The organism is Rhodoplanes tepidamans (genome assembly GCF_030813915.1).
GTDB classification, from domain to species: domain Bacteria; phylum Pseudomonadota; class Alphaproteobacteria; order Rhizobiales; family Xanthobacteraceae; genus Rhodoplanes; species Rhodoplanes tepidamans.
In genome coordinates this window covers 82,329-108,152 of sequence record NZ_JAUSUJ010000020.1, presented here as the reverse complement: position 1 = coordinate 108,152, position 25,824 = coordinate 82,329, and the positions used below count along the sequence as shown (strand labels likewise).

Sequence of the window (25,824 nt, the reverse complement as noted above, 5' to 3'; positions counted from 1 at the left end):
CCGATGACCGGCCGACGCGGACCAGTCGCTGGGTTGAAGAGGCGGCGACAATACCGCGTCCGCGCCGCCTGACAATGGCTGAAATCACCGATACGGAGTTGTCCCCGCCGGTCACCTGCGGCCGCCGCCCTCCCCGCCCTTGAGAGCGGCGAGCGCCGCGAACGGCCCCGGGTCCGACGTTTCGGTAGCGGGCGGCTCGAAGCTCGCGCCCGGCTTGCGCGGATAGGGATCGATGCCGAGCAGGACGAACTCGGTGGCGATCGCGCCGAGGTCGACGGTGCCACCGACCAGCGGCTCGGGCGGATCGGAGGCCTCCGGGTCGCGCGGCGGGCCGGGCTCCTCCGGCGGCGCGTCCGGGCTGAACAGAAGGTCGACCGGCTCGGCGATCTCGCTCTCCATCGGCTCCAGGGTGACGGAGCAGGTCTGGCCGGCCGTCGCCGAGACGGTGCCGGAGACGTGCAGCCCCTTGCCCCGACGGGTCAGCTCGAACCGCGCCTCCAGCCGCGGCAGGCCGGTCAGGCCGCCGAGCCGCGCGATGGCGTCGCGCACCGCCGGCTCGGCCGACACGGTCACGGCGAGGCCGTCCTCGGGCACGTCCTCGAGCCGCACCGGCACGCTCCACGGGCGGTCGGGATTGGACATGGCGATACTCCTCCTGCTCGGCTTTCCACGGCGCCGGCCGGTGCCGGCCCGACGCCGCGGGACCAGATATGGGCCCGGAACGATCGATATGCCACGATCGCGCCATAGAGGGCGACAATGGTGCCGGCGAACACTGGGGACAGGGCGGCATGGGGCCTCGGGGCGGCCCCGCGGCGGCACCGGGCGGTCACAACCGGACGGTTGTCACCGACACGGTCGGGCGCTGCGCCACCGCGGTCATGGGGGTACGACGTGCGTCAGACGCAGAGGCAGGCTTCGGAGAGCCGGGACTCGCAGAGCCGGGGTCGTCGGACCTCGCGCGGCGCGATCGCCGCCGTGCTCGCCCTCGGGCTCCTGCTCGGCGGCTGCATCACCCAGACCTATCAGCGCGGCTACATCGTGCCGGAGGGCGCGCTGGAGCAGATCCCGCTCGGCTCCTCGCAGGAGCAGGTGCTGATCGTCCTCGGCACTCCGTCGACCGTCGCGACCGTGTCGGGCGAGGTGTTCTACTACATCTCGCAGCGGGCCGAGCAGACCTCCTTCCTGCCGCAGAACGAGGTCGACCGCCGGGTCATCGCGGTCTATTTCGACAAGGGACGCAAGGTCGAGCGGCTCGCCAACTACGGCATCAAGGACGGCCGCGTCTTCGACTTCATCAGCCGCACCACGCCGACCGCCGGCCAGGAGCTCAACTATCTGAGCTACGCCCTCAAGGCGCTGAAGTGGTGGTGACCGGCGAGACGTCCCGGCGGAGCTGATCGGCCGCCTGCTCCCACCCCACCCGTTTCGTCGCGAGCCCGGTTCGACCGCGGGAGCAGGACGATTCGGTCCCGCCCCCGCCGATGTCGATCCGTCGCCTCCGCGCTGCGCGACTCAGGCCACCGGCCGGACCACGTCCTCGTGCGCCAGCTCCCAGCGATCGGGCGAGCGCCACAGGCGCGAGCGCAGAAGCTCACGCTCGAAGATGAACTCCTTGGGCAGCCGGTCGAAGAACTTGTCGAACTGCTCCTCGTGGGCGTGCGCCTCCTTGGCGCCCTCCTCCCGGCCGACCGCCATCAGCGCGTAGAAGGTGTCGGCCGGATAGTCGAGGCCGGTCCATTCGAGATCCTCGTGCCGCGGCATCCAGCCGATCGGGCTCTCGACCGCGTAGCCGCGGCCGTGCAGGCGGTCGACGATCCACTTCAGGACCCGCATGTTCTCGCCGAATCCGGGCCACAGGAACTTGCCGTTCTCGTCCTTGCGGAACCAGTTGACGCGGAAGATGCGTGGCGGGTTCGGCACCCGGCGTCCGACGTTCAGCCAGTGGCCGAAATAGTCGGCCATGTTGTATCCGCAGAACGGCAGCATCGCCATCGGATCGCGCCGCATCGCCGCCTGCCCGATCGCCGCGGCGGTGCCCTCCGAGCCCATGGTCGCCGCCAGATAGACGCCGTGGCTCCAGTTGAACGCCTGGAACACCAGCGGCATTTCCCGGCTCATGCGGCCGCCGAAGACGAAGCCGCTGATCGGCACGCCGGCCGGGTCCTCCCAGGCCGGATCGATCGACGGGCACTGGCCGGCCGGCGCGGTGAAGCGTGCGTTCGGATGCGCCGCGGGGCGGCCGCAGCCCGGCGTCCAGTCCTCGCCCTTCCAGTCGATCAGATGGGCGGGAGCTTCGTCGGTCATGCCCTCCCACCAGACGTCGCCGTCGTCGGTCAGCGCGCAGTTGGTGAAGATCGTGTTCCGCTCGATCGTCTTCATCGCGTTCGGGTTCGACTTCGTGTTTGTGCCGGGCGCGACGCCGAAGAACCCCGATTCCGGATTGATCGCCCGCAGCGTGCCGTCCGGCCCCTTCTTGATCCAGGCGATGTCGTCGCCGACGGTGAGCACCTTCCAGCCGTCGAAGGCCGGCGGCGGCACCAGCATGGCGAGGTTGGTCTTGCCGCAGGCGCTCGGGAACGCGGCGCCCAGATAGGTCTTCTCGCCGTTCGGCGCCTGGATGCCCATGATCAGCATGTGCTCGGCGAGCCAGCCCTCGTCGCGCGCCATGACCGAGGCGATGCGCAGCGCCAGGCACTTCTTCCCGAGCAGCGCGTTGCCGCCGTAGCCCGAGCCGTACGACCAGATCTCGTAGGTCTCCGGGAAGTGCACGATGTACTTGCGGTTGATGTCGCCGTCGCACGGCCACGGCACGTCCTGCTGACCGGGCGCGAGCGGCGCGCCGACCGAGTGCATGCACGGGATGAAGGTGCCGTCGGGGCCGAGCGCGTCGAGCACGGCCGTGCCCATGCGGGTCATGATCCGCATGTTGGCGACGACATAGGGGCTGTCGGTGATCTGCACGCCGATCTTGGCGATCGGCGAGCCGATCGGCCCCATGCTGAACGGGATCACGTACATGGTCCGGCCGGCCATGCAGCCGTCGAACAGCCCGCGCAGGGTCGCCCGCATCTCCGCCGGCGGCTTCCAGTTGTTGGTCGGGCCGGCGTCGTCCTTGTTGATGGAGCAGATGAACGTCCGGTCCTCGACCCGGCCGACGTCGGACGGGTGCGAGCGGGCCAGGAACGAGTTCGGCCGCTTCTCCGGATCGAGGCGGATGAAGGTGCCGGCCTCCACCATCATGTCGCACAACCGGGCGTACTCCTCCTGCGTGCCGTCGACCCAGGCGACCCGATCGGGCTTGCACAGGGCCGCCATCTCGTCGACCCAGGTGCGCAGCGTGGCATTGACTGTCGGGCTGGTGGCGACGGCATCCATCGATCTCTCCCTTCGAGTTCCCGGCGGGCATCCCGCCGATCGAGCAATCGACGGAATCGATGCGGGATGCGAATCCGCTATTCCTTGATTTTTGTCTATGATACGGCGAATTTTTATATGCAATACGATGCACCCCTCAGATCGATAAGATCGTTGCTATCGATCTACTTTAGTATCAATGAACTCAGGCCAGCAAGCGCACCAGTATATTTGGCCCGCATGGACAGACTAACCGTTACGGCGGGTCGGACTTGATCCGTTCCGCAACCATTAGCTTGCTTACTATATGCTTGGCGAACGATAGCGAGAGGCCGTGGCGACTGGCCGATCGGGCCTTGCCGGCCGGAGCCGCACCGCTGTACTCAGGCAACAGACCGATGATCATCCACGAGGACGACAAGGGCCTGGGTTTCCTGCTCGGCGACGCCGCACGGTTGCTCCGCAAGGTGATCGATCGCCGGCTGCAGCCGTTCGGCCTGACGCGGGCGCAATGGGCCGTGCTGGCGATGCTCGCCAGCCGGGACGGCCTGTCGCAGTCGGAGCTGGCCGACGAGCTCGAGATCGAAAAATCGACCGTCGGCCGGCTGATCGACCACGTCGAGGCGAACGGCCTGATCGAACGCCGGCCGATGGCGAACGACCGCCGCTTCTGGCGCGTGCATCTGACCGAGCAGGCCCGTCCGCTGATCGCGCGGGTGACCGAGGTCATCCTCGCGACCCGGACCGAGATGCTTAGCGGACTCACGGACGAGCAGCAGCGCCGGCTCAGCGACGGCCTCGCCGTGATCAAATCGAACCTCTCCGCCGCGCTCGACTCCGAGGCGTCGAAGCCCCCGGCCCCGCTGAGCGAGCCCTGCTAGAGCCCGTCCGCCGCGCTCACCGGCGCGGCCGGCGCCGCGTACTGGGCGAGGCCGTGGCCCATCGACCAGTTCTCCGGCAGCACCTCGACCAGGTTGATGAACACGTCCTCGGGCCGCAGGCCCGGGTCTTCGCCGAGGCGTTCGACGATGCGCCGGAACAGCGCCCGCTTCTGCGCGGGCGTGCGGGTGTTGCTGACGGTGAGCTGCGCGATCACCAGGTCGTCGCTGCGGGAGACGCCCAGGTAGCGGCTGCCGTAGACGAAGTCTTCGGCGTCGTGCTCGCTCACCAGCATGAAGCGGTCGTCGTCCGGCACGTCGTAGGTCTCCCGCATGGCGGCGTAGAGACCCTCGACGATCGCCCGGCGATAGGCGGCCGGCTTTCCCCGGCGAAGCGACACGCGGACCAGCGGCATGATCTACCTCCCTGCTGCGTTCGGTTGCGAAGCCGCCGGAGGCTATCGCAGCCCTCGTGATTTTGATATGCAATGAAATTGCATTTCAGAGATTGCAGTCTGCAATGTCCAACGCCACCGCCGTCGATATCGACCAGGTCCGCACCTTCGTGCTGATCGCCGACCTGAAGAGCTTCACCCGCGCCGCCGAGGTGATGGACACGACCCAGTCGGCCGTCAGCCTCAAGATCAAGCGGCTCGAGGCGCGGCTCGGCCGCCGGCTGATCGAGCGCACGCCGCGGCTGGTGCGGCTGTCGGCCGACGGCCTGGCGTTTCTCGATCCGGCGCGCGATCTGGTCGCGGCGCACGCGCGCGCCGTCGCGGCCTTCGCCCCGCCGCAGCGCCGCCTGGTGGTCGGCGTCAGCCATCACGTGATCGGTGCCGAGCTGCCGCGGCTGCTCCGCCGCCTCGGCGAGACGGCGCCCGGAGTCGTGCTGGAGATGCGGGTCGGCTCGTCGGCGGACCTGCTCGCCGACCTCGACCGCGGCGAGCTCGATGCCGCCGTGGTGCTGCAGCACGACGACGGCCGCCGCGGCGGCGAGGCGCTGCTCACCGACACGTTCGGGTGGATCGGCGCCCCGGACTTCGTCCGCCGGCCGGACGAGCCGCTGCGCCTCGCCGCCCAGGCCGAGCCGTGCAGCGTGCGGATCATGGCCGTCAAGGCGCTGGCGGCGGCCGGCATCCCGTGGATCGAGGTGTTCGTCGGCGGCGGCGTGGCGACCATCGGAGCGGCGGTCGCGGCCGGGCTCGCGGTGGCGGCGCTCGCCCGCCGGGTCGCCCCGCCCGGCACGGTCGATCTCGGCCCGATGCTCGGCCTGCCGCCCCTGCCCCGCCGCAAGGTCGTGCTGCACGCCGCCGCGACCGACCGCATCGGCCGCGACGCGCTCGCCCGGCTGGCGGCGGCGTTCCGCGCGACCGCCTGACGCCGGCGTCGCGATCCGGCATGAAAAAAGCCCCGCGGCGCGCGCCGCGGGGCTTCGTCGTTCCGGGCGTGTGCCGGCGGCTCAGTGGGCGAGGACCGCCAGGAGCAGCAGCGCCACGATGTTGGTGATCTTGATCATCGGGTTCACGGCGGGGCCCGCCGTGTCCTTGTAGGGATCGCCGACGGTGTCGCCGGTCACCGAGGCCTTGTGGGCCTCCGAGCCCTTGCCGCCGTAGTGGCCGTCCTCGATGTACTTCTTGGCGTTGTCCCAGGCGCCGCCGCCCGAGGTCATCGAGATGGCGACGAACAGGCCGGTGACGATGACGCCGAGCAGCATGGCGCCGACCGCCGAGAAGGCCGCCGACTTGCCGGCCGCCCCGCCGCCCGCGATCACGTAGATGGCGAAGTAGACGACGATCGGCGACAGCACCGGCAGCAGCGACGGGATCACCATCTCCTTGATGGCCGCCTTGGTCAGCAGGTCGACGGCGCGGCCGTAGTCCGGCTTCTCGGTGCCCTTCATGATGCCGGGCTTCTCGTGGAACTGGCGGCGCACCTCCTCGACGATCGCCGAGGCGGCACGGCCGACCGCCATCATACCCATGGCGCCGAACAGGTACGGCAGCAGGCCGCCGAACAGCAGGCCGACGACCACGTAGGGGTTGGTCAGCGCGAAGTCGAGATTGACGCCCGCGAAGTACGGGTGCGCATCCGAGCTGGCGATGAAGTACTTGAGGTCCTCGTTGTAGGCGGCGAACAGCACCAGCGCGCCGAGGCCGGCGGAGCCGATCGCGTAGCCCTTGGTGACCGCCTTCGTCGTGTTGCCGACCGCGTCGAGCGCGTCGGTCGACTTGCGCACCTCCTTGGGCAGGCCCGCCATCTCGGCGATGCCGCCGGCGTTGTCGGTGACCGGGCCGAAGGCGTCGAGCGCGACCACGAAGCCGGCCAGCGCCAGCATGGTGGTGACACCGACCGCGATGCCGAACAGGCCGGCGAGGCCGTAGGTCACCAGGATGCCGGCGATGATCACCAGGGTGGGCAACGCGGTCGACTCGAGCGACACCGCGAGACCCTGGATGATGTTGGTGCCGTGGCCGGTGACCGAGGCCTTGGCGATGGTCTGCACCGGGCGGAAATTGGTGCCCGTGTAGTACTCGGTGATCCACACGATCAGGCCGGTGACGGCGAGGCCGACGACGCCGCACACGTACAGCGCCCAGCCCGAGTAGCCGACGCCCGGCAGCGGGCCGAAGCCGATCAGCAGGGCGACCACGCCGGCGATGCCGATCAGCGACAGGATCGCGGTGGCGATGAAGCCCTTGTAGAGGGCGCCCATGATCGACTCGGAGGCGCCGAGCTTCACGAAGAAGGTGCCGATGATCGAGGTGATGATGCACAGGCCGCCGATGCCGAGCGGCAGCGTCATCATCGGCATCAGGAGGTCGGTGCCGCGGAAGAAGATCGCCGCCAGCACCATGGTGGCGACGGTGGTCACCGCATAGGTCTCGAACAGGTCGGCCGCCATGCCGGCGCAGTCGCCGACATTGTCGCCGACGTTGTCGGCGATGGTGGCCGGGTTGCGCGGATCGTCCTCCGGGATGCCGGCCTCGACCTTGCCGACCATGTCGCCGCCGACGTCCGCACCCTTGGTGAAGATGCCGCCGCCGAGACGGGCGAAGATCGAGATCAGCGAGGCGCCGAAGCCGAGCGCCACCAGGGCGTCGATGACGACGCGGTCGCTGGCGGCGAAATGCATGGTGCCGACCAGGAAGCCGAAATAGACCGTGACGCCGAGCAGTGCGAGGCCGGCGACCAGCAGGCCCGTGATGGCGCCCGCCTTGAAGGCCATGTCGAGGCCGCCGGCGAGCGACGAGATCGCCGCCTGGGCGGTGCGCACGTTAGCCCGCACCGAGACGTTCATGCCGATGAAGCCGGCGGCGCCGGAGAGCACCGCGCCGATGGCGAAGCCGACCGCGACGAGCCAGCCCAGGAACACGCCGAGCAGAAGGAAAATGAGAATGCCGACGATGCTGATGTAAGTGTACTGGCGCTTGAGATAGGCCTGCGCGCCCTCGCGCACCGCCGCTGAAATCTCCTGCATCCGGGCCGAGCCGGCGTCCGACGCCATCACGGAGCGTACCGCCCAGACCGCGTAGACGATCGAAAACGCCCCGCAAAGGACGATGACCCACAAAGCTGTCATTGAAGACCCTCGATTGTGTCGCTGGCAGACGTGCCCCGGGCGGGGCGCACACCACGGCCGGATCCCACCAGGCCGGCCGTCAGCAATCCGCGCGGCGGACATTGCCAAAAAGCCTATTGCGACGCAATCGAAACTGCCGATGCTCAGGCGAAGGTCGAACGCCCGCGATCAGGCGTCCGGAACGCTCCGCCGGCGCCCGGCCAGGGCGATCCAGGCGAGCAGCGCGACGGTCGCCACCACGGCGCCGAGCACGACCTCGACGACCAGCGGCCAGCCGTGCCGGGCCAGCATGTGGCCCGACGCGAAGGACCCCGCCGCCATCGTCCCGAAGATGAAGAAGTCGTTCACCGCCTGGACCTTGTTGCGCTCGGACGCGGTGTGGCAGGCGGTCACCAGCGCGGTCGCGCCGACGAAGGCGAAGTTCCACCCGACCCCGAGCAGGATCAGGGCGGTCCAGAAATGGGCGACCGAGGTGCCGGCCCAGCCGACCGCGGCGGACAGCCCGGTCAGGGCGAGGCCGGCGGCGATCACCCGGGCGGTGCCGAAACGCACGATCAGCGAGCCGGTGACGAAGCTCGGCGCGTACATGGCCATCACGTGCCACTGCAGGCCGAGCGCCGCGTCGGTCACCGAATGGTTACAAGCGACCATGGCGACCGGTGCCGCCGTCATCATCAGGTTCATGGTGGCGTAGCTGGCGAGCCCGCACAGCACCGCCGTGATCAGGCGGGGCTGACGGAAGATCACGGCGAGCGGGCGCGGCGGCGCCGCGGCCCGGGCCGGCCCGGCCGCGTGGTCGGGAAAGCGGACCAGCAGCAGCACCAGCGCGGCGACGACGGCGACGGCGGCCTGCGCCAGATAGCTCGCGGCGAACACGTATTGAGGGAGCACGTCCTTGGTGGCGATGATCAGCTGCGGGCCGAACACGCCGGCCATCACGCCGCCGGCCAGCACCCACGACACCGCCTTCGGCTTGAAGGCGTCGCTCGCCGTGTCGGCCGCCGCGAACCGGTAGGTGAGGTGGGCGGCCGCGTAGAGGCCGCCGCACAGCGTCCCGAAGCAGAACAGCGGAAAGCTCGCCAGGATCACCCCGGCGGCGCAGACGAGGCCGGCGCAGAGGCCGATCAGCGTGCCGAGCTCGAAGGTGACGAGCCGCCCGAAGCGCCTGGCGATCGCCCCGACCGGCAGCGTGCCGATCCACTGGCCGACCACGAAGGTCGACACCGGCACGGTGGCGAGCGCCGGGTCCGGCGCCAGCATGGTGCCGACCAGCCCGGCCGTGCCGAACACCACGGCGCTATTGGCGCCGGCGAGCGCCTGGGCGGCCGCGAGCACCAGGGCGTTGCGGCGGGCCAGCCGGTCATCGATGCCGGCGGGCGCTTGGGCGAGGACGGTCATGGGGGCTCCGGCGGGACGCGAAGGAGAGTCTCTCAGCCGAGCCGGGACAGCAATGTTTTTCTCCGCACTCGCGATTTGCCGCGACAGCCCGCCGCCGGTACCGTCACGAATCGATTTCCGTGATGTAAGCTCTTGAGCCTGCGATGTAATACTCGCCGTATCGTTGCGGTTCTCATCCCGCGCTGCCACCGATCTGCACGACCGATCGTCACCCGGAGCCCGAGGGCACGGCGCTCGTCGCGCAGCCTCCGGATCCGGCCGCCACCGCTCTTCATCCCTGGTTCCGGACGGCGCCGTGCGAGTGGGCGCCGGCCTGCCGAGCTGCCGGAGGTCCCGATGACCGGCCCGCTCATCGTCGTCACCATGGGCGACCCGTCCGGGATCGGCCCGGAGATCGTCGTCAAGGCGCTGGCCCGGCGATGCATCCAGGCCTTCTGCCGGCCCGTGGTGATCGGCGACGCGACGCGGCTCGCGGACGCCGCCCGGCTGCTGCAGCTGCCGGTGGTGCCGCGTCCGATCGAGGATCCGGGCGAGGCCCGCTTCGGCGACGGGACCATCGACTGCATCGACCTGAAGGCGGTGCCGCCGGGGCATCCCTACGGGGTAGTCTCGGCGGTGTCGGGCGCGGCCGCCTACCGCTACATCGAGCGCGCCGCCGCACTGACCCGCTCCGGCCGCACCGACGCGATCTGCACGGGCCCGATCAGCCGCGAGGCGCTGCACGCCGCCGGCCACTGCTTCCACGGCCACACCGAGATTCTCGCCCGCCTCACCGGCACGCCGGAGGTGTCGATGATGCTGGTCGGCCCGCACCTGCGGGTCATCCACGTCACCGCCCATCTCGGGCTCGCCGATGCCATCGCGGCCGTCGAGCCGGCGCTGGTCGAGCGCACCATCGCGCGCGGCCGCGCCGCCCTCGTCGCCGCCGGGACACGCAACCCGCGGGTCGGCGTCTGCGCCATCAATCCGCACGCCGGCGAAGGCGGCCTGCTCGGGCGCGGCGAGGAGGCGGACAAGATCGTGCCGGCCATCGAGGCCTGCCGCGAGCGCAAGTGGTTCGTCCAGGGCCCCCTGCCCGCCGACACCGCCTTCTTTCGGGCCTATCGGGGCGAGTTCGACCTCGTGGTCGCCATGTACCACGACCAGGGCCACATCCCGATCAAGCTCCTCGGTCTGGAGGCCGGCGTGAACATCACGATCGGTCTGCCGGTGATCCGCACCTCGGTCGACCACGGCACGGCGTTCGACATCGCCGGGCGCGGCATCGCCGACGAGGGCAGCCTGGTCGCCGCGCTGCGCCAGGCCGCCGACCTGTCCAGCCGCCATTGAGGCGAGCCCCAACCGGGCCCGCCGGCGTAGCCGGCGCGGCGGAGCCTTGAGCGGCGCACGGATCTCCTATGCCGCCATCGATCCCTTCGCGCGAATACGGTTGATTTTTGCGCGCTATGCGCAAAAGTGACCTCGTGTTCGCCCCCTTTGAAACCTTCCGCCAACTACCGGGGTTGATTCTGCGCGCTTCGGTCAACGATACGAGGGACGCTTCCGTGAAGCCCAGGTGCAACGGGTCCCGTCCCGGCCCTGCCGGGACGGCGCACACAGCCGCGGCGGAGGCGTGAGATGCGCACCGACGCTCCCTGGCTGATCATCGCCGACGATCTCACCGGCGCCGCCGACGCGGCGATCGCCTTCGCGCGGCGCGGCCTCGAGACCGTGGTGACCTGGGGCGACGGCGACGTCGGCGACGCCCCGGTGGTCTCGGTCGACGCCGACAGCCGGCGGCTGTCGGCCGCCGCGGCGGCGGCCCGCCAGTCCGCCGTGCTGGCCGCCCGCGGCCGGCCCGGCCAGATCGTCTACAAGAAGATCGACTCGACCCTGCGCGGGCAGCCGGCGGCCGAGACGGCGGCGTTGCTGAAGGATCTGCGCCGGCAGGGCCGGCGGGCGATCGCCCTGGTGGCGCCGGCCTTCCCGGCGATGGGCCGCACCACCGAGGCGGGCCGCGTGCTCGTCGCCGGCCGGCGGCTGGAGGAGACGCCGATCTGGGCCCGCGACCACGGCTACGAATCGGGCTACCTGCCGGACGTGCTGAAGTCGGCCGGGCTCGAGTCGGGCGTTGTGCCGCTGGACCAGCTCCGCCGCGGCGCCGGCGTCGTCCGCGGCATCGTCGCCAACGCGATCGCCGAGGGGTGCGACGCGGTCGTATGCGACGCCGCGACGGCCGACGATCTGCTGGTCGTCGCCGAGGCGACACTGCCGCTCGCCGACACGCTCCTGTTCGTCGGCACCGGCGGTCTCGCTGGAGCGCTGGCCCAGCTGGTCGCCCCCGACGCACCGCCCGCCCCCGTCGTTCCGCCGGCGAACGGCCCGGTCCTGGTGCTGGTCGGCAGCGTCGCCGAGGCGTCGCGCGCCGCGGCCGAGACCCTCGCCGCGAACGGCCGCGTCACCGAGGTGGTGGTGCCCGAAGCGGTGCTGCGCGAAGCGCCGGGCGCCGCCACGGCCGGCCGCGAGCTCACCGCGAAGATCGGCGCGGCGCTCGGCGACGGCGACGTCCTGGTGGTCACCGCGTTCGGCCCGGAGAGCGACCTCGCAGCCGGCGGCGCCGTGGCGAGACGGCTCGCCGATCTCGTCGCCCCGGCGGTCGCCCATCTCGGCGGCCTCGTCGCCACCGGCGGCGACACGGTGTGCGCCCTGCTCGGCCGCCTCGGCGTCACCGGCATCCGGCTGCTCGACGAGGTCGAGCCCGGCGTGCCGCTCGGCGTCACGGTCGGGGCGGTGGCGCTGCCGATCGCCACCAAGGCCGGCGGCTTCGGCACCGACACGACGCTGCTGCACTGCCTCGACCGCCTCCAGTCCTCCGTCCGGTCCCCGTACCAGAAAGCCTGACCGATGCCCGGCCCCGTCATTGCCATCACCATGGGCGATCCCTCCGGAATCGGCCCCGAGATCGTCGTCAAGGCGCTGGCGCATCCCGAGGTCTACGCCATGTGCCGCCCGATCGTGATCGGCGACGCGGTGCGGCTGCAGGAGGCCGCCGCGATCGTCGGCATGCATCCGGTGATCCACACGATCGCGCGCCCCGCCGAGGCGGTCGATGCCTGCGGAACGATCGACTGCATCGACCTGAAGGCGGTGCCGCCCGGCCATCCCTTCGGCCAGATGCTCGCCGCCTCGGGCGAGGCGGCGTATCGCTACATCGCCAAGGCGGCCGAGCTGTGCCGCACCGGCGAGACCGACGCGATCTGCACGGCACCGCTCAACAAGGAGGCGCTGCACGCCGCCGGCCACAAGTTCCCGGGCCACACCGAGCTGCTCGCCCACCTCACCGGCACGCCCGAGGTGTCGATGATGCTGGTCGGTCCGAAGCTGCGGGTGATCCACGTGACCACCCATATCGGCCTCGTCGACGCGGTGGCGAAGATCGAGCCGGGCCTGGTCGAGCGGGTGATCGCCCGCGGCCACGCCACCCTGGTCGCCGCCGGCATCCGGGAGCCCCGGATGGGCGTCTGCGCCATCAACCCGCACGCCGGCGAGAGCGGCCTGTTCGGCCACGGCGAGGAGGAGGCCAAGATCGTCCCGGCCGTCGCGGCGTGCCGGGCCCGCGGCTGGTCGGTCGAGGGGCCGCTCCCGGGCGACACCCTGTTCTTCCGCGCCTACCGGGGCGACTTCGATCTCGTCGTCGCCATGTACCACGACCAGGGTCACATCCCGATCAAGGTGATGGGGCTCGAATCGGGCGTCAACATCACGGTCGGCTTGCCTGTGATCCGCACTTCGGTGGATCATGGCACCGCCTTCGACATCGCCGGCCGCGGCATCGCCGACGAGGGCAGCATGATCGAGGCGCTGCGGCAGGCCGCCGATCTGGCGGTCCGCCGCTGAGGTCGCGGCGAGTCGGGAACGGCGGGTTCCGGAGCACCATGCGACGACGACGCGAACGCGAGCAGCAGATCCTCGAGCTGATCCGGGCCGGCGAGGAGAACGTCGAGGAGCTGGCGCGCCGGCTCGACGTCTCGCTCTCGACGATCCGGCGCGACCTGCAGCGGCTGTCCGACACCGGCGTCGTCACCCGCACCTATGGCGGCGCCATCCTGTCGCGCCCCGCCCCCGAGGCGTCGCTGTCGAGCCGCGAGCACATCAACCTGCAGGCCAAGCAGGCGATCGCCGCCACCGCCGCGACCCTCGTCCAGGACGGCGACCGGGTGCTGCTCGACGTCGGCTCGACCGTCGAGGCGCTCGGCCTGCGGCTGAAGGACCGGCCGCTGTCGATCGTCACCAACAATCTCGCGCTGCTGCCGGTGTTCGCCCAGAAAGACTCCATCGCCCTCACCGTGCTGGGCGGCAATGTGCGGTCGATCAGCATGGGCACGTTCGGGCCGCTCGCCGAGCTCGCGGTACGCCGGCTGACCGCCGACAAGCTGTTTCTCGGCGCCGACGGCGTCGTCGCCGGCCGCGGCCTGTGCGAGGCCACCCAGGAGCAGGTCGCGCTCAAGGAGGCGATGGTCCAGCAGGCGTCCGAGGTGTTCGTGCTCGCCGACGCCTCCAAGCTCGGCAACGCCCACCAGCCGGCCTGGCTGCCGCTGACGCGGCCGTGGACGCTGGTCACCGACGCCGGCGCCGAGGAGGCCCAGCTCGCCCCGTTCCGCGCCCTGCCCGGCGTCACCGTGGTGGTCGCCGCCGCCGACTCGGTCCGTCCGGCCCGCAGCCTCGAGGACGCGCTGGACTGATCCCAGTTCCGATCGATCAGTCCGGTGTCATGCCGGGGCGCAGCGAAGCCGCGAACCCCAGCGGCAGACGCCGAGTGCTTGGCTGGAGTCCGGGTTCGGCGCTGCGCGCCGCCGTCATGGTCGCCTCCCCGTCAGCGGACCGCGGCCGCGCCGAGCAGCGCGGCAGCCTCGGCGAACAGCGCGTCGACGGTGACGTCGCGCGCCAGCAGGCTCTGCTGGCGGCAGAAGCGCAGCACGGTTTCGACGCCCGGCCGGATCGCGTCGATCCCGATCGGCGTCATGTCGGGCCCGGACGCCGCCGGCGCCGGCCGCACCGCCTTCAGCAGGGACCAGACGTCGCGCAGCACCGCGGGATCGCGCTCCGCCACGGCCCGGCTCACCACCATCACGTGATTGATCGGCAGCACGGCGTGCCTGGCGTACCAGGCGCGCGCAGCGGCCTCGGGCTCCGGGAACACCGACACGAAGGCCGGATCGTCGGGCAGGTCGTTGCCCAGGATGGCGGCGTCGACCTCGCCGTCGCGCAGGAGATCGACGAGCTTGCGCCCGGCCGCGGTGCGCTCGACCCACGGCGGATCGTCGCACTCGGCGACATGGGCGCCCTCCTGGGTCACCCAGCCGATCGACGCCGGGTCGACGCCGTGGTCGTTCTGCAGGATGCCGCGGATCCACATGCCGGTGGTCTGGCTGTAGGCCCGCACGCCGATGCGGCGGCCGGCGAGCGTGTCGAGGGTGGCCGGCGCGTCGCGCCGGGTGATCAGGCAGCGGTGCTGGAACCGTGACGCCAGCACGACCGGCAGCAGCACCACCGGCTTGCCGGCCGCGAAGGCCTGCACGGCGGTGACCACCGCCAGCTCGCTCAGATCGAACCGCTGCTCGCGGACCATCGGCGCGAAGGCGCGATGGATCGGCGACACGTCGGCGAAGGACAGCGAGAAGGTCTTCGCCGCCGCGCCGGGCCCGGAGAGCGCCGCGCGCCACGGCTTGGCGCCGAGCGCGATGGTCAATGCGATCGGGGTCGTCATGCCGCCACCTCCGTGCGATCGGCGAGAACCGGGTAGAGACGCTGCGCCGTTCCGGCGAAGATCCAGCCGCGGTCGGCGGCGCTCAGGCAGGCCAGCGCCCGCTCCGCCGCGTCGACCAGCCGCGCCATCGGTCCGGCGTGCGCCGGGAAGTTGGAGCCCCAGGCGATCCGGTCGGCCCCGAAGGCCGCGACCAGCCGCGGAATGAAGGCCTCCGGGGTCGAATGCCCCTCGGCCGACTGCTCGACCGTGCGGCTCGTCAGCTTGAGGAACAGGTTCGGACGGTCGGCCAGCGCGAACAGCCAGCCCGCCGCTGCATAGGGCGGTCCGTCGGACAGCACCACGCGGGCCAGATGGTCGAGGACGATCGGCACCGTGCGGAAGCGGTCGAGCAGCGTCGTCAGGTCGGAGAGCCCCTCGGGGCGCATCTGCAGGCACACCGGCACGCCGAGCGCCTCGGCCCGCTCCCACACCGGAAAGGTGCGCGGATCGGCGAGCCACGAGGCCTGCCCGGGGCTGGTGCTGCCGGTGGTGAACAGGCGCAGCCCGGTGAGCCCGGCGGCGTGCCAGCGATCGAAGGTGGCGACCGCGTCGGGCGCGAACATGTCGATCGAGAACACGCCGGTGAAGCGGTCCGGATGGGCGGCGACCACCTCGGCCAGGTAGCCGTTGTCGAAGCCGTAGGCGATCGAGGCCTGGACGACCGCCGACCTGGCGACGCCGGCCGCGTCCATGGCGGCGATCAGGTCCGCGGCGGCGGTCGGCCGGGCCCGCGACCAGTCGGACTGCTTGCCACCGAGCGGCGCCAGCGGGTGCCGCGCGGTGTCGGGGAAGATCACATGGGTGTGGATATCGATGATGTGGTTTTTGTAAGCGTCGGGCATGCCGGCCTCTCGTCTTCAGCCGGGGGAGCCCGCATGATCCACGTTTTACGGCGTCCTGCGTCATTCGAAGGCGGTCCGGCCCCATGCATTCTTGCTAAGCTCGTTTCGAAGCCGATATCGGGCGCCGGTCGCGGTACGATGTTGCGGGCGACATCGTGCTGCGCCGGCCGGCGTCCGGCCGAGACCGTTGCACCGGCGCCGTGAAGTCGCTAGGGTCCGCGCCGCATCAAGAGTTGGGGCGACGCCCAACGCCAACCTGCCGATCCGGGCAAGGTGGCACTCCCTCGACCGGGGAGGATGTGGCCGAGCCGGCAACCAAACGGATCACGCCACCGCGTCCGCCTCGACGACAAAGAGGACGGACAGATGCCGATCACGATTCCAGACGACCTGCCGGCGCGCCGCACGCTCGAGAACGAGGGCGTCGTGGTGATGCGCGAGACCGACGCGGTGCGTCAGGACATCCGCCCGCTGCGCATCGGCCTGCTCAACCTGATGCCGAACAAGATCCGCACCGAGACGCAGTTCGCTCGGCTGATCGGTGCGACGCCGCTGCAGGTCGAGCTGACGCTGGTGCGGATCACGGATCACGTCGCACGCCATGCGGCGGCCGATCACATGGCGACGTTCTACCGCGCCTGGGAGGACGTCAGGACCGAGCGGTTCGACGGGTTCGTCGTCACCGGTGCGCCGGTCGAGCTGCTGCCGTTCGAAGAGATCACCTACTGGGACGAGCTGCGCCGGATCTTCGACTGGACGCAGACCAACGTGCACCGCTGCCTGACGATCTGCTGGGCCGCACAGGCGGCGGTCCGGCATTTCCACGGCGTGCCCAAGCACGTGCTGCCGCGGAAGGCCTTCGGGGTGTTCCGGCAGCGCGTCCTCGCGCCCGCCTCGCCCTGGCTGCGCGGCTTCTCCGACACGTTCTCGACGCCGGTGTCGCGCCGGACCACGGTGCGGCGTGCGGACATTCCCGGCGGACGCGGCCTCGCCGTGCTGGCCGGCAACGAGGAAACGGGACCGTGCCTGATCGACGATCCGGCGCACCGGACGCTGCACATGTTCGACCATCTCGAATACGACACCGCCTCGCTCGCCGAGGAGTATGCGCGGGATACCCGGGCCGGTGTCGCGATCGCGATCCCGAAGCACTACTATCCCGACGACGACCCGGCGCGGCCGCCGGAGAACACGTGGCGGAGCCACGCCCATCTCCTGTTCGCGAACTGGATCGACGCGATCTACCAGTCGACGCCGTTCGATCTGGCGGCGGTCGGGACGCCGGCGGCGATGCGCCGGTCGGCGTGAGGACGGCCGCGTGGCAGTGGCACGTCGTGATCAGAAGTGGCTGAAGCTCGCACGGTCGAGTGCGACGGGGTGGCCGTCGGGTCCGACGAGCGCCGGGGCGCCCTGCCCGGCCAGGATCTCGCCGATCTCCGCCGCCGCCACGCCGGCGGCGGACGCTGCGGCCAGGAACGGCGCCAGCCGGTCGGGCGGCACCGTGCAGAGGATCTCGTAGTCGTCGCCGCCGGACAGCACGGCGGCCAGATGCTCGGGCGCCGCATCGAGCAGGCGGTGCGCCGCCCCCGACAGCGGCACGCGGGCGATGTCGACCCGGGCCGTGACGCCCGAGACCCGGCACAGCTTGGCGAGATCGCCGGCGAGGCCGTCGGAGACGTCCATGGCCGCGGTCGCGTGCAGCCGCACCGCCTCGGCGAGCGCCGTCCGCGGGCGCGGCTCCCGATAGCGCGACAGAAGATGCGCCCGCTCGTCCTCGCTCAGCCCGAAGTCGCCGGCCGCGGCGCGCTCCAGCCGCAGCACCAGACCGAGCGCGGCGTCGCCGATGGTGCCGGTGACGACGACGCGGTCGCCCGGCCGGGCGCCGCCGCGCCGCACCAGCGTGCCGGTCGGCACCGCGCCGATCACGGTCACGGAGATCATCACGGGCCCTGGCGAGGCGACGGTGTCGCCACCGTAGAGCGGGCAGCCATAGGCCTGCGCGTCCTCGCCGAGCGCGCCCGCGAAGGCCGCCAGCCAGGCGTCGTCCACGGGTGGCTCGGCGGCGCGACGCGGCAGCGCCAGGGTGAGCAGAAAGCCGAGCGGCCGGGCGCCCTTGGCGGCGAGGTCGGAGAGATTGATGCGCAGCGCCTTGCGGGCGATGCCGGCGGGCGGATCGTCGGCGAAGAAGTGCATGCCGGCGACGATCGCGTCGGTCTCCAGCACCAGGTCGCATCCGGCCGGCGGCGTCATCACGGCGACGTCGTCCGCCAGCCCGAGCGCCCCCGGATGCGTCGCCAGCGGGGCGAAATGCCGGGCGATCAGCCGGTCCTCGCCTGATCCTGCGGTGTCGTCGGTCGCGGTCATGGGGAATCCCTGGTCGTTGCGCCACGACCGTAGCGCAGCCGGCGGAGCGGGTCATTCCCGGACGGGTGGAGCGCAGCACCGCGGAAGGCGACGACCGAGCGGCTGCGGGGCCGGACGGTGTCCGATCCTCACGCCGCGTCGACGGCGTAGTCGGAGCTCGGGCCCGGCGCGCCGGGCTTGCCGCGGGGCTCGAGGCTGGCGAGCTCCACGCGGTTGCGGCCGCGCTCCTTGGCCCGGTAGAGCGCCTGGTCGGCGTGGCGCAGGAGCTTCGGCACGTCGAGCGCGGGGTCGTCGGTCAGCACCATGCCGATCGACACGGTGGCGTCGATCGGCCGGCCCTCGACCAGGCTCGCCGCGTCGGCGAAGCGCGACCGGATGTCCTCGGCCATCACCAGGGCACGCTCGCGGCCGATGTCGTAGAGCACGGCGGCGAACTCCTCGCCGCCAAGCCGGCCGACGATGTCGGACGGGCGCACGGTGCGTCCGGTGGTGTCGGCGAACACCTGCAGGACCTTGTCGCCCACGGCGTGACCGAAGCGGTCGTTGATCGACTTGAAGCGGTCGAGGTCGGCGAGCAGCACCGCGGTGAGGCGCGGCTCCTCCGCCTGACGGCGCGTGACCGTGTCGCATTCGGCCAGGAATCCGCGCCGGTTGGAGATGCCGGTGAGCTGGTCGATCATCGAGGCCGTCTTGTGCCGGTACTCGGTGCGCTCCTTCGCCATCGCCAGCAGGATGAAGGCGATCGAGATGGAGAACAGCAGCGCCTCGGAGGACAGCACGGTCAGCCACACGCTGCCGAACACCTGGTTGGTGGGCGACCACGGCAGCAGCATGGAGAGGGGCGTGCGTAGCAGGAAGAGCGCGCCGTGCGCGAACAGGAGGAACGTCGCCGGCAGGCGCGACACCAGCGGCTCGGCGCGGCCGCGCCAGAACTCGGCGGCGGTCGCCCAGGTGTAGCCGGCGATGATGCCGGCCGAGACCAGGGCGCGCAGCTCCATCTTGGTCGACGTGAACGCGAAGTGGGTGCCGATCAACCACAGCACGGCGCCGGCGATCATCGCGATCGGCATGGGGCGGCGGCCGTCGAAGACTCGCGCGCCCGTCCAGGTGACCGCGAAGGAGGTGAGCAGGATGGCGTTGGCCAGATCGATGGTGATCATGTCCGGCCATGCGCCGTACATGCCGAAGAGCGTGATCGATCCGGCGCGCAGGAGATGCGCCCCGCCCCACCACGCCACCGCCCGGATCGCCGAATTCTGCATCCAGGCGAACAGCAGCAGCAGGCCGAGGATCGCCTCGACATAGATCGTGACGAGAAACAGCGTACTGACGTCGACGGTCATGGAACGGTCCGAGTGCCGGTCGAGGCGGCGGCCATCGTCCACAGCTACCGTCCCCGACCAAACAACTCGTGAAAAGACGGAGCGGTGCCGACGGCTCGACCGGACAGGGTAAGTGAACCGTTACGGCAGCCGGACGTAGGTGAAGCACGGCGTCCGGCACAGCTGCGAAACCGCCGGCGGAATGGTATCCGACAACCGGATCAAGCGCCACAACCCAGCCGGGACCTGCACCGCATGTCGCACGCCACCTCCTTGCCGATCGTCGTCTGGTTCCGCGACGATCTCCGCGTGTCCGACCACCCGGCCCTCACGGCGGCGGCCGCGACCACCGCGCCGGTCATCGCGGTCTACGATCTCGACGAGGAGAGCCCCGGTCTGCGGCCGCTCGGCGGCGCGGCGCGGTGGTGGCTCGCCGGGTCGCTGCGGGCGCTGGCCCGGGACCTGCGCGCCCGGGGCGTGATCCTGGTACTCCGTCGCGGCCCCGCGGCGCGGGTGATCCCGGACCTGGTCGCCGAGACCGGCGCCGTGGAGATCGTCTGGAACCGGCGTCACGACCCCGCCGCGGCGGCGGTCGACGAGGCCGTCGCGGATGCGCTGACGGCGCGCGGCATCGGCGTCGCGACCTTCCAGGCGTCGCTGCTGACGGAGCCGGACCAGCTGCGCACCAAGGCCGGCGGGCCGTTCGGCGTGTTCACGCCGTTCTGGCGCGCGCTGCTCGCGCGCCCCGCGCCGCGCGCCCCGCTGCCGGCGCCGACGGCGATGCAGGGGTTCGACGGCGTCGGCTCCGAACGACTGGAGGACTGGCGGCTCGAGCCGACCGTGCCCGACTGGGCCGCCGGCCTGCGGGCCGAATGGACGCCCGGCGAGACCGGTGCGCAGGACCGGCTCGCCCGGTTCCTCGACGCAGGCCTCGCCGGCTACGCGACCCTGCGCGACCGGCCGGACCGGACGAACACCTCGCGACTGTCGCCGCATCTGCGCTTCGGCGAGATCAGCCCGTTCCAGGTGTGGGACGCCGCGATGCTGGCCCGCGACACCCGCCGCGGCGGCGCGACCGCAGCGGACATCGACAAGTTCCTGTCCGAGCTGGCGTGGCGCGAGTTCTCGTATCACCTGCTCGCCCACACCCCCGATCTCGCGACCAGGAACTATCAGGCACGCTTCGACGCCTTTCCGTGGCGGAGCGACCCGGACGGCCTGCGGGCCTGGCAGCGCGGGAGGACCGGGTATCCGATCGTCGACGCCGGGATGCGCGAACTGTGGACCACGGGCTGGATGCACAACCGCGTCCGCATGGTGGTCGCCTCGTTCCTGGCGAAGCACCTGCTGATCGACTGGCGCGAGGGCGAGCGCTGGTTCTGGGACACGCTGGTCGACGCCGATCCGGCCAACAACGCGGCGAGCTGGCAGTGGGTCGCCGGCTCCGGCGCCGACGCCGCGCCGTATTTCCGCATCTTCAACCCCGTGCTCCAGGGAGAGAAGTTCGATCCCGACGGCGCCTATGTGAAGCAGTGGCTGCCGGCCCTGCGCGGCCTGCCCGCCAAGCTGGTGCACCGTCCGTTCGAGGCGACGCCGGATGAGCTGCGACGCGCCGGCGTGGCGCTCGGCGACACCTACCCGCGCCCCCTCGTCGACCACAGGGCGGCGCGCGAGCGCGCGCTGGCAGCGCTCGCCGAGACCAGGACGTCGTGAACGGGCGCCGACGTCAGGCGTAGGCCACCCAGCCGCGCCACGTGAAGGCGGCGTAGAACAGGCTGGGATCGGAAAAGCCGGCCTCCCTCAGGATGGCCTCGTCCTGCGCCGGCTCGAACAGCCGCACATGGGCGTCGACGGACTTGCGGGCGGTCTCGGCGTCCGCGGGATCGGCCCCCGAGGCGATCGCGAAGGCCGCGTAGCGCGACAGCCAGACGGGGCGCTCCGCCGGGGTCTGGGGAAAGCTGGAATGGGCGGCGACGAACGGCGCCTTCGGCTTCAGCCGCCGCCGGATCTCGCCGACCGTGCGGCGCCGCTCGACGGCGTCGAGGAAGTGGAGCGTCAGCAGGCAGGTCGCCGCGTCGAAGGGCCCGTCCGGCGCATCGTCGACGACGCCCTGGACGAGCTGCACCCGCGCCGCGAGCGGCCCCAGGGTGCGCTCGGCGAGCCGCAGCATCTCGGCGGCCGGATCGACGCCGACGAAGCGCCATTCCGGATGGGCCTCCGCCAGCGCCTTCAGCTCGAGGCCGCCGCCGGCCCCGACCACCAGCACGGTGGCGTCGCGCGGCGCCCGCTCGGCGAGCAGAACGCCGGTCATGCGGTGGAGATCGCCGTACCCGGGCACGAAGCGCGGCGGCCCCTCCGTGTAGCGGGCGACCATCTCGGGGTTCTCGAAGGCGGCGAGAAAGTCGATCGGGGCCGGTTCAAGCGACATCCGGGATCTCCGATGCGTGGGTGCCCCCGCATGCGGCGAGGCGCGCGTGGAAGTCGGCGCTCAGCGCCGCGAGCGTGATCTCGCCGAACCGCGCCAGCAGCAGCGCCTCGGCGTCGTGGAGAACCTGGTCGAGGGCGCCGTTGACCGCCTGCTCGACCAGGCAGCCGGACGCCTCGGCGCGGTTGCCGATGGCGAACAGCGGCGGCCGGCCGAGCGCCTCGTAGACGTCGCGAAGCGTGATGCCGGCGAGGTCGCGCGCCAGCGTCCAGCCGCCGCCGTGCCCCTTGCCGGACCGCACCAGCCCGCGCTCGCGCAGGCCGGCCATGATCCGTCGGATCACCACCGGGTTGGTCTGCATGGCCCTGGCCATGACCTCGGAGGTCACCGGACCGTTCCGCTCCGCCATGTGCAGGAGCACATGGAGAACACCCGAAAGCCGACCGTCGCGTCTCATGTAACTTTACATATTGCATGAGCGTGAAGCCGTCAATGCGGGGCCGAGGCCATGCGCGACGCGCGCCGCCCGTGGGCGGCGCGGCCGCGGAAGATCGGGATTGCCCGAAGGCGCCGAAATAAGGTCTGCTTTTCTCCAGCAGCCCGGTTCTCCGCCGGGCCGAAACCTGCTCTACGAACCCGATCCGCCATGCCGAACGGAGCCAGCATGCAGATACGCGAAGACGTGACGCGCGCCATCGGCAACACGCCGCTGATCCGGCTGAAGCGCGCGTCGGAACAGACCGGCTGCACCATCCTGGGCAAGGCCGAGTTCATGAATCCCGGCCAGTCGGTGAAGGATCGCGCCGCGCTGTTCATCATCGAGGACGCGATCGCGCGCGGTGCGCTGAAGCCCGGCGGCGTGATCGTCGAGGGCACGGCGGGCAACACCGGCATCGGCCTCGCGATGGTGTCCGACGCGCTCGGCTTCCGCACCGTGATCGTGATTCCGGAGACGCAGAGCCAGGAGAAGAAGGACACGCTGCGCGCCTACGGGGCCGAGCTGGTCGAGGTGCCGGCCGTGCCCTACGCCAACCCGAACAACTACGTGAAGATCTCCGGCCGGCTCGCGGCCGAGCTGGCGGCGACCGAGCCGAACGGCGCGATCTGGGCGAACCAGTTCGACAATCTCGCCAACCGCGAGGGCCACGTGCGCACCACCGGCCCGGAGATCTGGGAGCAGACCCAGGGCCGCGTCGACGGCTTCGTCAGCGCGGTCGGCACCGGCGGCACGCTCGCCGGGGTGGGCCTCGCGCTGAAGGCGAAGAGCCGGGACGTCAAGATCGCACTCGCCGATCCGCGCGGCGCCGCGCTGTACTCGTACTACACGACCGGCGTGCTGAAATCCGAGGGCGCGTCCATCACCGAGGGGATCGGCCAGGGCCGCATCACCAAAAATCTCGAGGACGCGCCGGTCGACCTCGCCTTCCAGATTCCCGACGAGGAGGCGATCCCGCTGCTGTTCGACCTGATCAAGGACGAGGGCCTGTGCCTCGGCGGCTCGTCCGGCATCAACATCGCCGGCGCCGTCCGGCTCGCCAAGGAGCTCGGGCCGGGCAAGACGATCGTCACGATCCTGTGCGACTCCGGCACCCGCTATCAGTCCAAGCTGTTCAATCCGGAGTTCCTGCGCAGCAAGGGACTGCCCGTCCCCGAATGGCTGATCCGCCCGTCGCGGATCGCGGTGCCGTACGTCAACGCGTGAGCCGAGGGGCCTCCCTCTCGAAGGCCGTCGTGGCCGGCCTCGCGCCGGCCACGACGATGCAGAAGGCGGGCGCTTCGAGCCGCGTTCACCGGATGAAGTGATAGATCCCGTTGAGCCCGACCAGGCCGACGATGATCAGGTAGATGGCGACGATGAAGTTCAGCAGGCGCGGCATGATCAGGATGAGGATGCCGGCTGCGAGGGCGACGAACGGCGAGATGTGGGCGGCCGTGATGGTCATGGTGGGCTCCCGGAGCATGGACGGCGGGTCGGGCGCACGGCGCCCACCCGACAAGGCGGTACCGCCGAGCATGTTCATCCGATTCGGCGGAAATTGAGACCCGGGCGGGCGACCGCGCGGGTTCGGCGCGGGCCCGCCGGCCGCGCCGGGCGGCTCGACGGCCGGCGCGAATGCGATTACGACGGTCCCGCACACGATCGCCGCGCAAGGACGGACCACCGATGCCGACCGACTGCCTGTTTCGTGACGACTCCTATCTGCGCGACTGCGGCGCGACCGTGGTCGGCATCACGCCCGAGGGCGGCATCGTGCTCGACCGCACGGTGTTCTACGCCGCCTCGGGCGGCCAGCCGGGCGACCGCGGCACGCTGACCACCGCCGACGGCACCACCGTTCCGATCGAGACCGCCGTCTACACCGACCCGCTGAAGACCGAGATCGCCCACGTGCCGGCGAAGGACGCCGCCGTGCCGGCGCTCGCGATCGGCGCCCCGGTGACGATCGCGATCGACTGGGATCTGCGTCACCGGCGCATGCGCATCCACACGGCGCTGCATCTCCTCTCCGCCGTGCTGCCCTATGCGGTGACAGGCGGCTCGGTCGGCGACCAGGACGGCCGGCTCGACTTCGACATCCCGGACGCCGGGCTCGACAAGGAGGCGATCACCGAGACGCTCGCCGCCATGATCGCGACCGACGCCGCCGTCACCAGCCGCTGGATCACCGACGCCGAGCTCGAAGCCAATCCGGGCCTCGTCAAGACCATGTCGGTGAAGCCGCCGATGGGCACCGGTCGGGTCCGGCTGATCGAGATCGCAGGACTCGACCTGCAGCCCTGCGGCGGCACCCACGTGGCGCGCACCACCGAGATCGGCGCCGTGCGGGTGACCCAGATCGAGAAGAAGGGCAAGATCAACCGTCGCGTCCGCATCGCCTTCGCCTGAGCGGCTGCGCCGCTCGGCCGGCGCGCCGCCCGCCCCTCGCCTCCCTCCCCGTTGTCTCCCACAGGACCTGCCATGACTGCCCGTCCCTCGCCCTTCGTCTCGACCGAATGGCTCGCCGGAAAGCTCGGAGCGCCCGACCTCGTGGTGCTCGACGCCTCCTACTATCTGCCGACCCAGAACCGCGATCCCGAAGCCGAGTACCGGGCGACGCACATCCCGGGCGCGTTGCGCTTCGACATCAATGCCGTCGCCGACCAGGCGACCACCCTGCCCCACATGCTGCCGACGGCGGACGAGTTCGCCGCCGCGGTCGGCGCCATGGGCATCGCCGAGACCGACACGATCGTGGTCTATGACGGGCTCGGCCTGTTCTCGGCCCCGCGCGTCTGGTGGACGTTCCGGCTGTTCGGTGCCAGGACCGTGTACGTGCTCGAAGGCGGCTTCCCGCGCTGGACCGCCGAGGGCCGGCCGGTGGAGGCCGGCGTCGCCAGCCGGCCGCCGAAGACCTTCACGGTGACGCCGCCGCCGGACGCCGTCGCCGACGTCGCCCGCGTGCAGAAGACCATCGCCGAGAAGAGCGCCCAGGTGGTCGACGCCCGGGCCGCCGACCGCTTCACCGGCGCCGCGCCGGAGCCGCGGGCGGGCCTGCCCTCCGGCCACATCCCGGGCTCGCTCAACGTGCCGCACGCCGCGCTGGTGCAGGACGGGGTGCTGAAATCCCCGGACGAGCTGCGCGCCGCGTTCCAGGCCGGCGGCGTCGACCTCGACAAGCCGGTGCTGACCACCTGCGGCTCCGGCGTCTCGGCCGCCGTGCTGTGGATCGCCCTCCACACACTGGGCCGCGACCCGGTCGCCCTCTACGACGGCTCCTGGACCGAATGGGCCGGCCGCGGCGATCTCCCGATCGCGACGGGAGCGACGTGAGCGTCACGACGGCCTCCTGCCGGAGAACACGCCAGCGTTGATGTGCTGCGCCCGCGCGCCTA

24 protein-coding genes and 1 riboswitch are annotated in these 25,824 nt (G+C 71.3%); of the genes, 12 read left to right on the top strand and 12 right to left on the bottom strand.

The genetic code is table 11. The annotated features are described in order from the left end of the window. Nucleotides 1-111: 111 nt before the first annotated feature. A complete protein-coding gene (locus J2S22_RS21990) occupies nucleotides 112-642 on the bottom strand; it encodes a YceD family protein (protein WP_272779669.1) in 531 nt (176 codons plus the stop codon). Nucleotides 643-894: 252 nt separating this feature from the next. Between J2S22_RS21990 and J2S22_RS21985 the strand changes: the two genes are divergently transcribed. Further along, on the top strand, nucleotides 895-1,374 hold the full coding sequence (locus tag J2S22_RS21985; RefSeq protein WP_370878237.1) for an outer membrane protein assembly factor BamE: 480 nt from the start codon (nucleotides 895-897) through the stop codon (nucleotides 1,372-1,374). 141 nt (nucleotides 1,375-1,515) lie between these two features. Here the strand turns inward: J2S22_RS21985 and J2S22_RS21980 are convergent, their stop codons facing one another. Then, nucleotides 1,516-3,378, bottom strand: a complete 1,863-nt coding sequence (locus tag J2S22_RS21980) for a phosphoenolpyruvate carboxykinase (GTP) (RefSeq protein WP_272779670.1) — start codon at nucleotides 3,376-3,378, stop codon at nucleotides 1,516-1,518. Nucleotides 3,379-3,713: 335 nt separating this feature from the next. On the opposite strand from J2S22_RS21980, the gene J2S22_RS21975 reads away from it, so the two are divergent. After that, complete coding sequence (locus J2S22_RS21975) at nucleotides 3,714-4,238, top strand: MarR family winged helix-turn-helix transcriptional regulator (protein ID WP_307155873.1); 525 nt, start codon at nucleotides 3,714-3,716, stop codon at nucleotides 4,236-4,238. On the opposite strand, the gene J2S22_RS21970 is transcribed toward J2S22_RS21975, so the two are convergent. Then, nucleotides 4,235-4,651, bottom strand: a complete 417-nt coding sequence (locus J2S22_RS21970; RefSeq protein WP_272779672.1) for a tautomerase family protein — start codon at nucleotides 4,649-4,651, stop codon at nucleotides 4,235-4,237. The two genes, J2S22_RS21975 and J2S22_RS21970, sit on opposite strands and share 4 nt — an antisense overlap. A 104-nt stretch (nucleotides 4,652-4,755) precedes the next feature. On the opposite strand from J2S22_RS21970, the gene J2S22_RS21965 reads away from it, so the two are divergent. Continuing rightward, on the top strand, nucleotides 4,756-5,613 hold the full coding sequence (locus J2S22_RS21965) for a LysR family transcriptional regulator (protein ID WP_272779673.1): 858 nt from the start codon (nucleotides 4,756-4,758) through the stop codon (nucleotides 5,611-5,613). Nucleotides 5,614-5,694: 81 nt separating this feature from the next. Here the strand turns inward: J2S22_RS21965 and J2S22_RS21960 are convergent, their stop codons facing one another. Beyond that, complete coding sequence (locus J2S22_RS21960) at nucleotides 5,695-7,815, bottom strand: sodium-translocating pyrophosphatase (protein ID WP_272779674.1); 2,121 nt, start codon at nucleotides 7,813-7,815, stop codon at nucleotides 5,695-5,697. A 168-nt stretch (nucleotides 7,816-7,983) separates the two neighbouring features. Next, on the bottom strand, nucleotides 7,984-9,213 hold the full coding sequence (locus tag J2S22_RS21955) for an MFS transporter (protein WP_272779675.1): 1,230 nt from the start codon (nucleotides 9,211-9,213) through the stop codon (nucleotides 7,984-7,986). 336 nt (nucleotides 9,214-9,549) lie between these two features. Here J2S22_RS21955 and pdxA (J2S22_RS21950) point away from each other — a divergent pair, with 336 nt between their 5' ends. The 4 genes from pdxA (J2S22_RS21950) to J2S22_RS21935 all read left to right on the top strand — a co-directional run bounded on the left by pdxA (J2S22_RS21950) (nucleotide 9,550) and on the right by J2S22_RS21935 (nucleotide 13,934). Beyond that, nucleotides 9,550-10,542: a 4-hydroxythreonine-4-phosphate dehydrogenase PdxA gene (gene pdxA / locus J2S22_RS21950; RefSeq protein WP_272779676.1), complete on the top strand. Its 993-nt coding sequence runs from the start codon at nucleotides 9,550-9,552 to the stop codon at nucleotides 10,540-10,542. A gap of 288 nt (nucleotides 10,543-10,830) precedes the next feature. Then, a complete protein-coding gene (locus J2S22_RS21945; RefSeq protein WP_272779677.1) occupies nucleotides 10,831-12,093 on the top strand; it encodes a four-carbon acid sugar kinase family protein in 1,263 nt (420 codons plus the stop codon). Between the two features lie 3 nt (nucleotides 12,094-12,096). Continuing rightward, nucleotides 12,097-13,089 carry a 4-hydroxythreonine-4-phosphate dehydrogenase PdxA gene (gene pdxA, locus J2S22_RS21940; RefSeq protein WP_272779678.1) on the top strand — a complete coding sequence of 331 codons (993 nt, stop codon included), beginning with the start codon at nucleotides 12,097-12,099 and terminating at the stop codon, nucleotides 13,087-13,089. 38 nt (nucleotides 13,090-13,127) lie between these two features. Then, the gene (locus tag J2S22_RS21935) at nucleotides 13,128-13,934 is read left to right on the top strand and encodes a DeoR/GlpR family DNA-binding transcription regulator (RefSeq protein ID WP_272779679.1); all 807 of its coding nucleotides are present in this window, start codon (nucleotides 13,128-13,130) and stop codon (nucleotides 13,932-13,934) included. A gap of 131 nt (nucleotides 13,935-14,065) precedes the next feature. Here J2S22_RS21935 and J2S22_RS21930 read toward each other — a convergent pair whose 3' ends face one another. Then, nucleotides 14,066-14,959 carry a substrate-binding domain-containing protein gene (locus J2S22_RS21930; RefSeq protein ID WP_272779680.1) on the bottom strand — a complete coding sequence of 298 codons (894 nt, stop codon included), beginning with the start codon at nucleotides 14,957-14,959 and terminating at the stop codon, nucleotides 14,066-14,068. Beyond that, complete coding sequence (locus J2S22_RS21925) at nucleotides 14,956-15,840, bottom strand: amidohydrolase family protein (RefSeq protein WP_272779681.1); 885 nt, start codon at nucleotides 15,838-15,840, stop codon at nucleotides 14,956-14,958. Before J2S22_RS21925 ends, J2S22_RS21930 begins: the two co-directional genes overlap by 4 nt. Before the next feature lie 218 nt (nucleotides 15,841-16,058). Continuing rightward, nucleotides 16,059-16,169: riboswitch (SAM-I-IV-variant riboswitch) on the top strand. A gap of 37 nt (nucleotides 16,170-16,206) precedes the next feature. On the opposite strand from J2S22_RS21925, the gene J2S22_RS21920 reads away from it, so the two are divergent. After that, complete coding sequence (locus tag J2S22_RS21920; RefSeq protein WP_272779682.1) at nucleotides 16,207-17,148, top strand: homoserine O-succinyltransferase; 942 nt, start codon at nucleotides 16,207-16,209, stop codon at nucleotides 17,146-17,148. Between the two features lie 30 nt (nucleotides 17,149-17,178). On the opposite strand, the gene thiL is transcribed toward J2S22_RS21920, so the two are convergent. Together thiL and J2S22_RS21910 are read right to left on the bottom strand one after the other, a co-directional pair. Then, entirely contained in the window at nucleotides 17,179-18,204 is a 1,026-nt protein-coding gene (gene thiL, locus J2S22_RS21915) for a thiamine-phosphate kinase (protein WP_272779683.1), read from the bottom strand. A 128-nt stretch (nucleotides 18,205-18,332) separates the two neighbouring features. Further along, nucleotides 18,333-19,547 (bottom strand): GGDEF domain-containing protein, encoded by a 1,215-nt coding sequence (locus tag J2S22_RS21910; RefSeq protein ID WP_272779684.1) that lies wholly within the window; start codon nucleotides 19,545-19,547, stop codon nucleotides 18,333-18,335. Between the two features lie 234 nt (nucleotides 19,548-19,781). Between J2S22_RS21910 and J2S22_RS21905 the strand changes: the two genes are divergently transcribed. After that, nucleotides 19,782-21,239 carry a cryptochrome/photolyase family protein gene (locus tag J2S22_RS21905; protein ID WP_272779685.1) on the top strand — a complete coding sequence of 486 codons (1,458 nt, stop codon included), beginning with the start codon at nucleotides 19,782-19,784 and terminating at the stop codon, nucleotides 21,237-21,239. Between the two features lie 13 nt (nucleotides 21,240-21,252). On the opposite strand, the gene J2S22_RS21900 is transcribed toward J2S22_RS21905, so the two are convergent. Beyond that, nucleotides 21,253-21,954: a class I SAM-dependent methyltransferase gene (locus J2S22_RS21900; RefSeq protein WP_272779686.1), complete on the bottom strand. Its 702-nt coding sequence runs from the start codon at nucleotides 21,952-21,954 to the stop codon at nucleotides 21,253-21,255. Next, a complete protein-coding gene (locus tag J2S22_RS21895; protein ID WP_272779687.1) occupies nucleotides 21,944-22,408 on the bottom strand; it encodes an RrF2 family transcriptional regulator in 465 nt (154 codons plus the stop codon). Before J2S22_RS21895 ends, J2S22_RS21900 begins: the two co-directional genes overlap by 11 nt. Before the next feature lie 207 nt (nucleotides 22,409-22,615). Here J2S22_RS21895 and J2S22_RS21890 point away from each other — a divergent pair, with 207 nt between their 5' ends. Next, nucleotides 22,616-23,653 (top strand): cysteine synthase A, encoded by a 1,038-nt coding sequence (locus tag J2S22_RS21890; protein WP_272779688.1) that lies wholly within the window; start codon nucleotides 22,616-22,618, stop codon nucleotides 23,651-23,653. Between the two features lie 85 nt (nucleotides 23,654-23,738). Here J2S22_RS21890 and J2S22_RS21885 read toward each other — a convergent pair whose 3' ends face one another. Continuing rightward, nucleotides 23,739-23,894, bottom strand: a complete 156-nt coding sequence (locus J2S22_RS21885) for a DUF3096 domain-containing protein (RefSeq protein WP_272780618.1) — start codon at nucleotides 23,892-23,894, stop codon at nucleotides 23,739-23,741. Between the two features lie 221 nt (nucleotides 23,895-24,115). On the opposite strand from J2S22_RS21885, the gene J2S22_RS21880 reads away from it, so the two are divergent. Continuing rightward, the gene (locus J2S22_RS21880) at nucleotides 24,116-24,838 is read left to right on the top strand and encodes an alanyl-tRNA editing protein (RefSeq protein ID WP_272780617.1); all 723 of its coding nucleotides are present in this window, start codon (nucleotides 24,116-24,118) and stop codon (nucleotides 24,836-24,838) included. A 72-nt stretch (nucleotides 24,839-24,910) separates the two neighbouring features. Continuing rightward, nucleotides 24,911-25,762: a 3-mercaptopyruvate sulfurtransferase gene (gene sseA / locus J2S22_RS21875; RefSeq protein ID WP_272780616.1), complete on the top strand. Its 852-nt coding sequence runs from the start codon at nucleotides 24,911-24,913 to the stop codon at nucleotides 25,760-25,762. Nucleotides 25,763-25,824 lie beyond the last annotated feature (62 nt).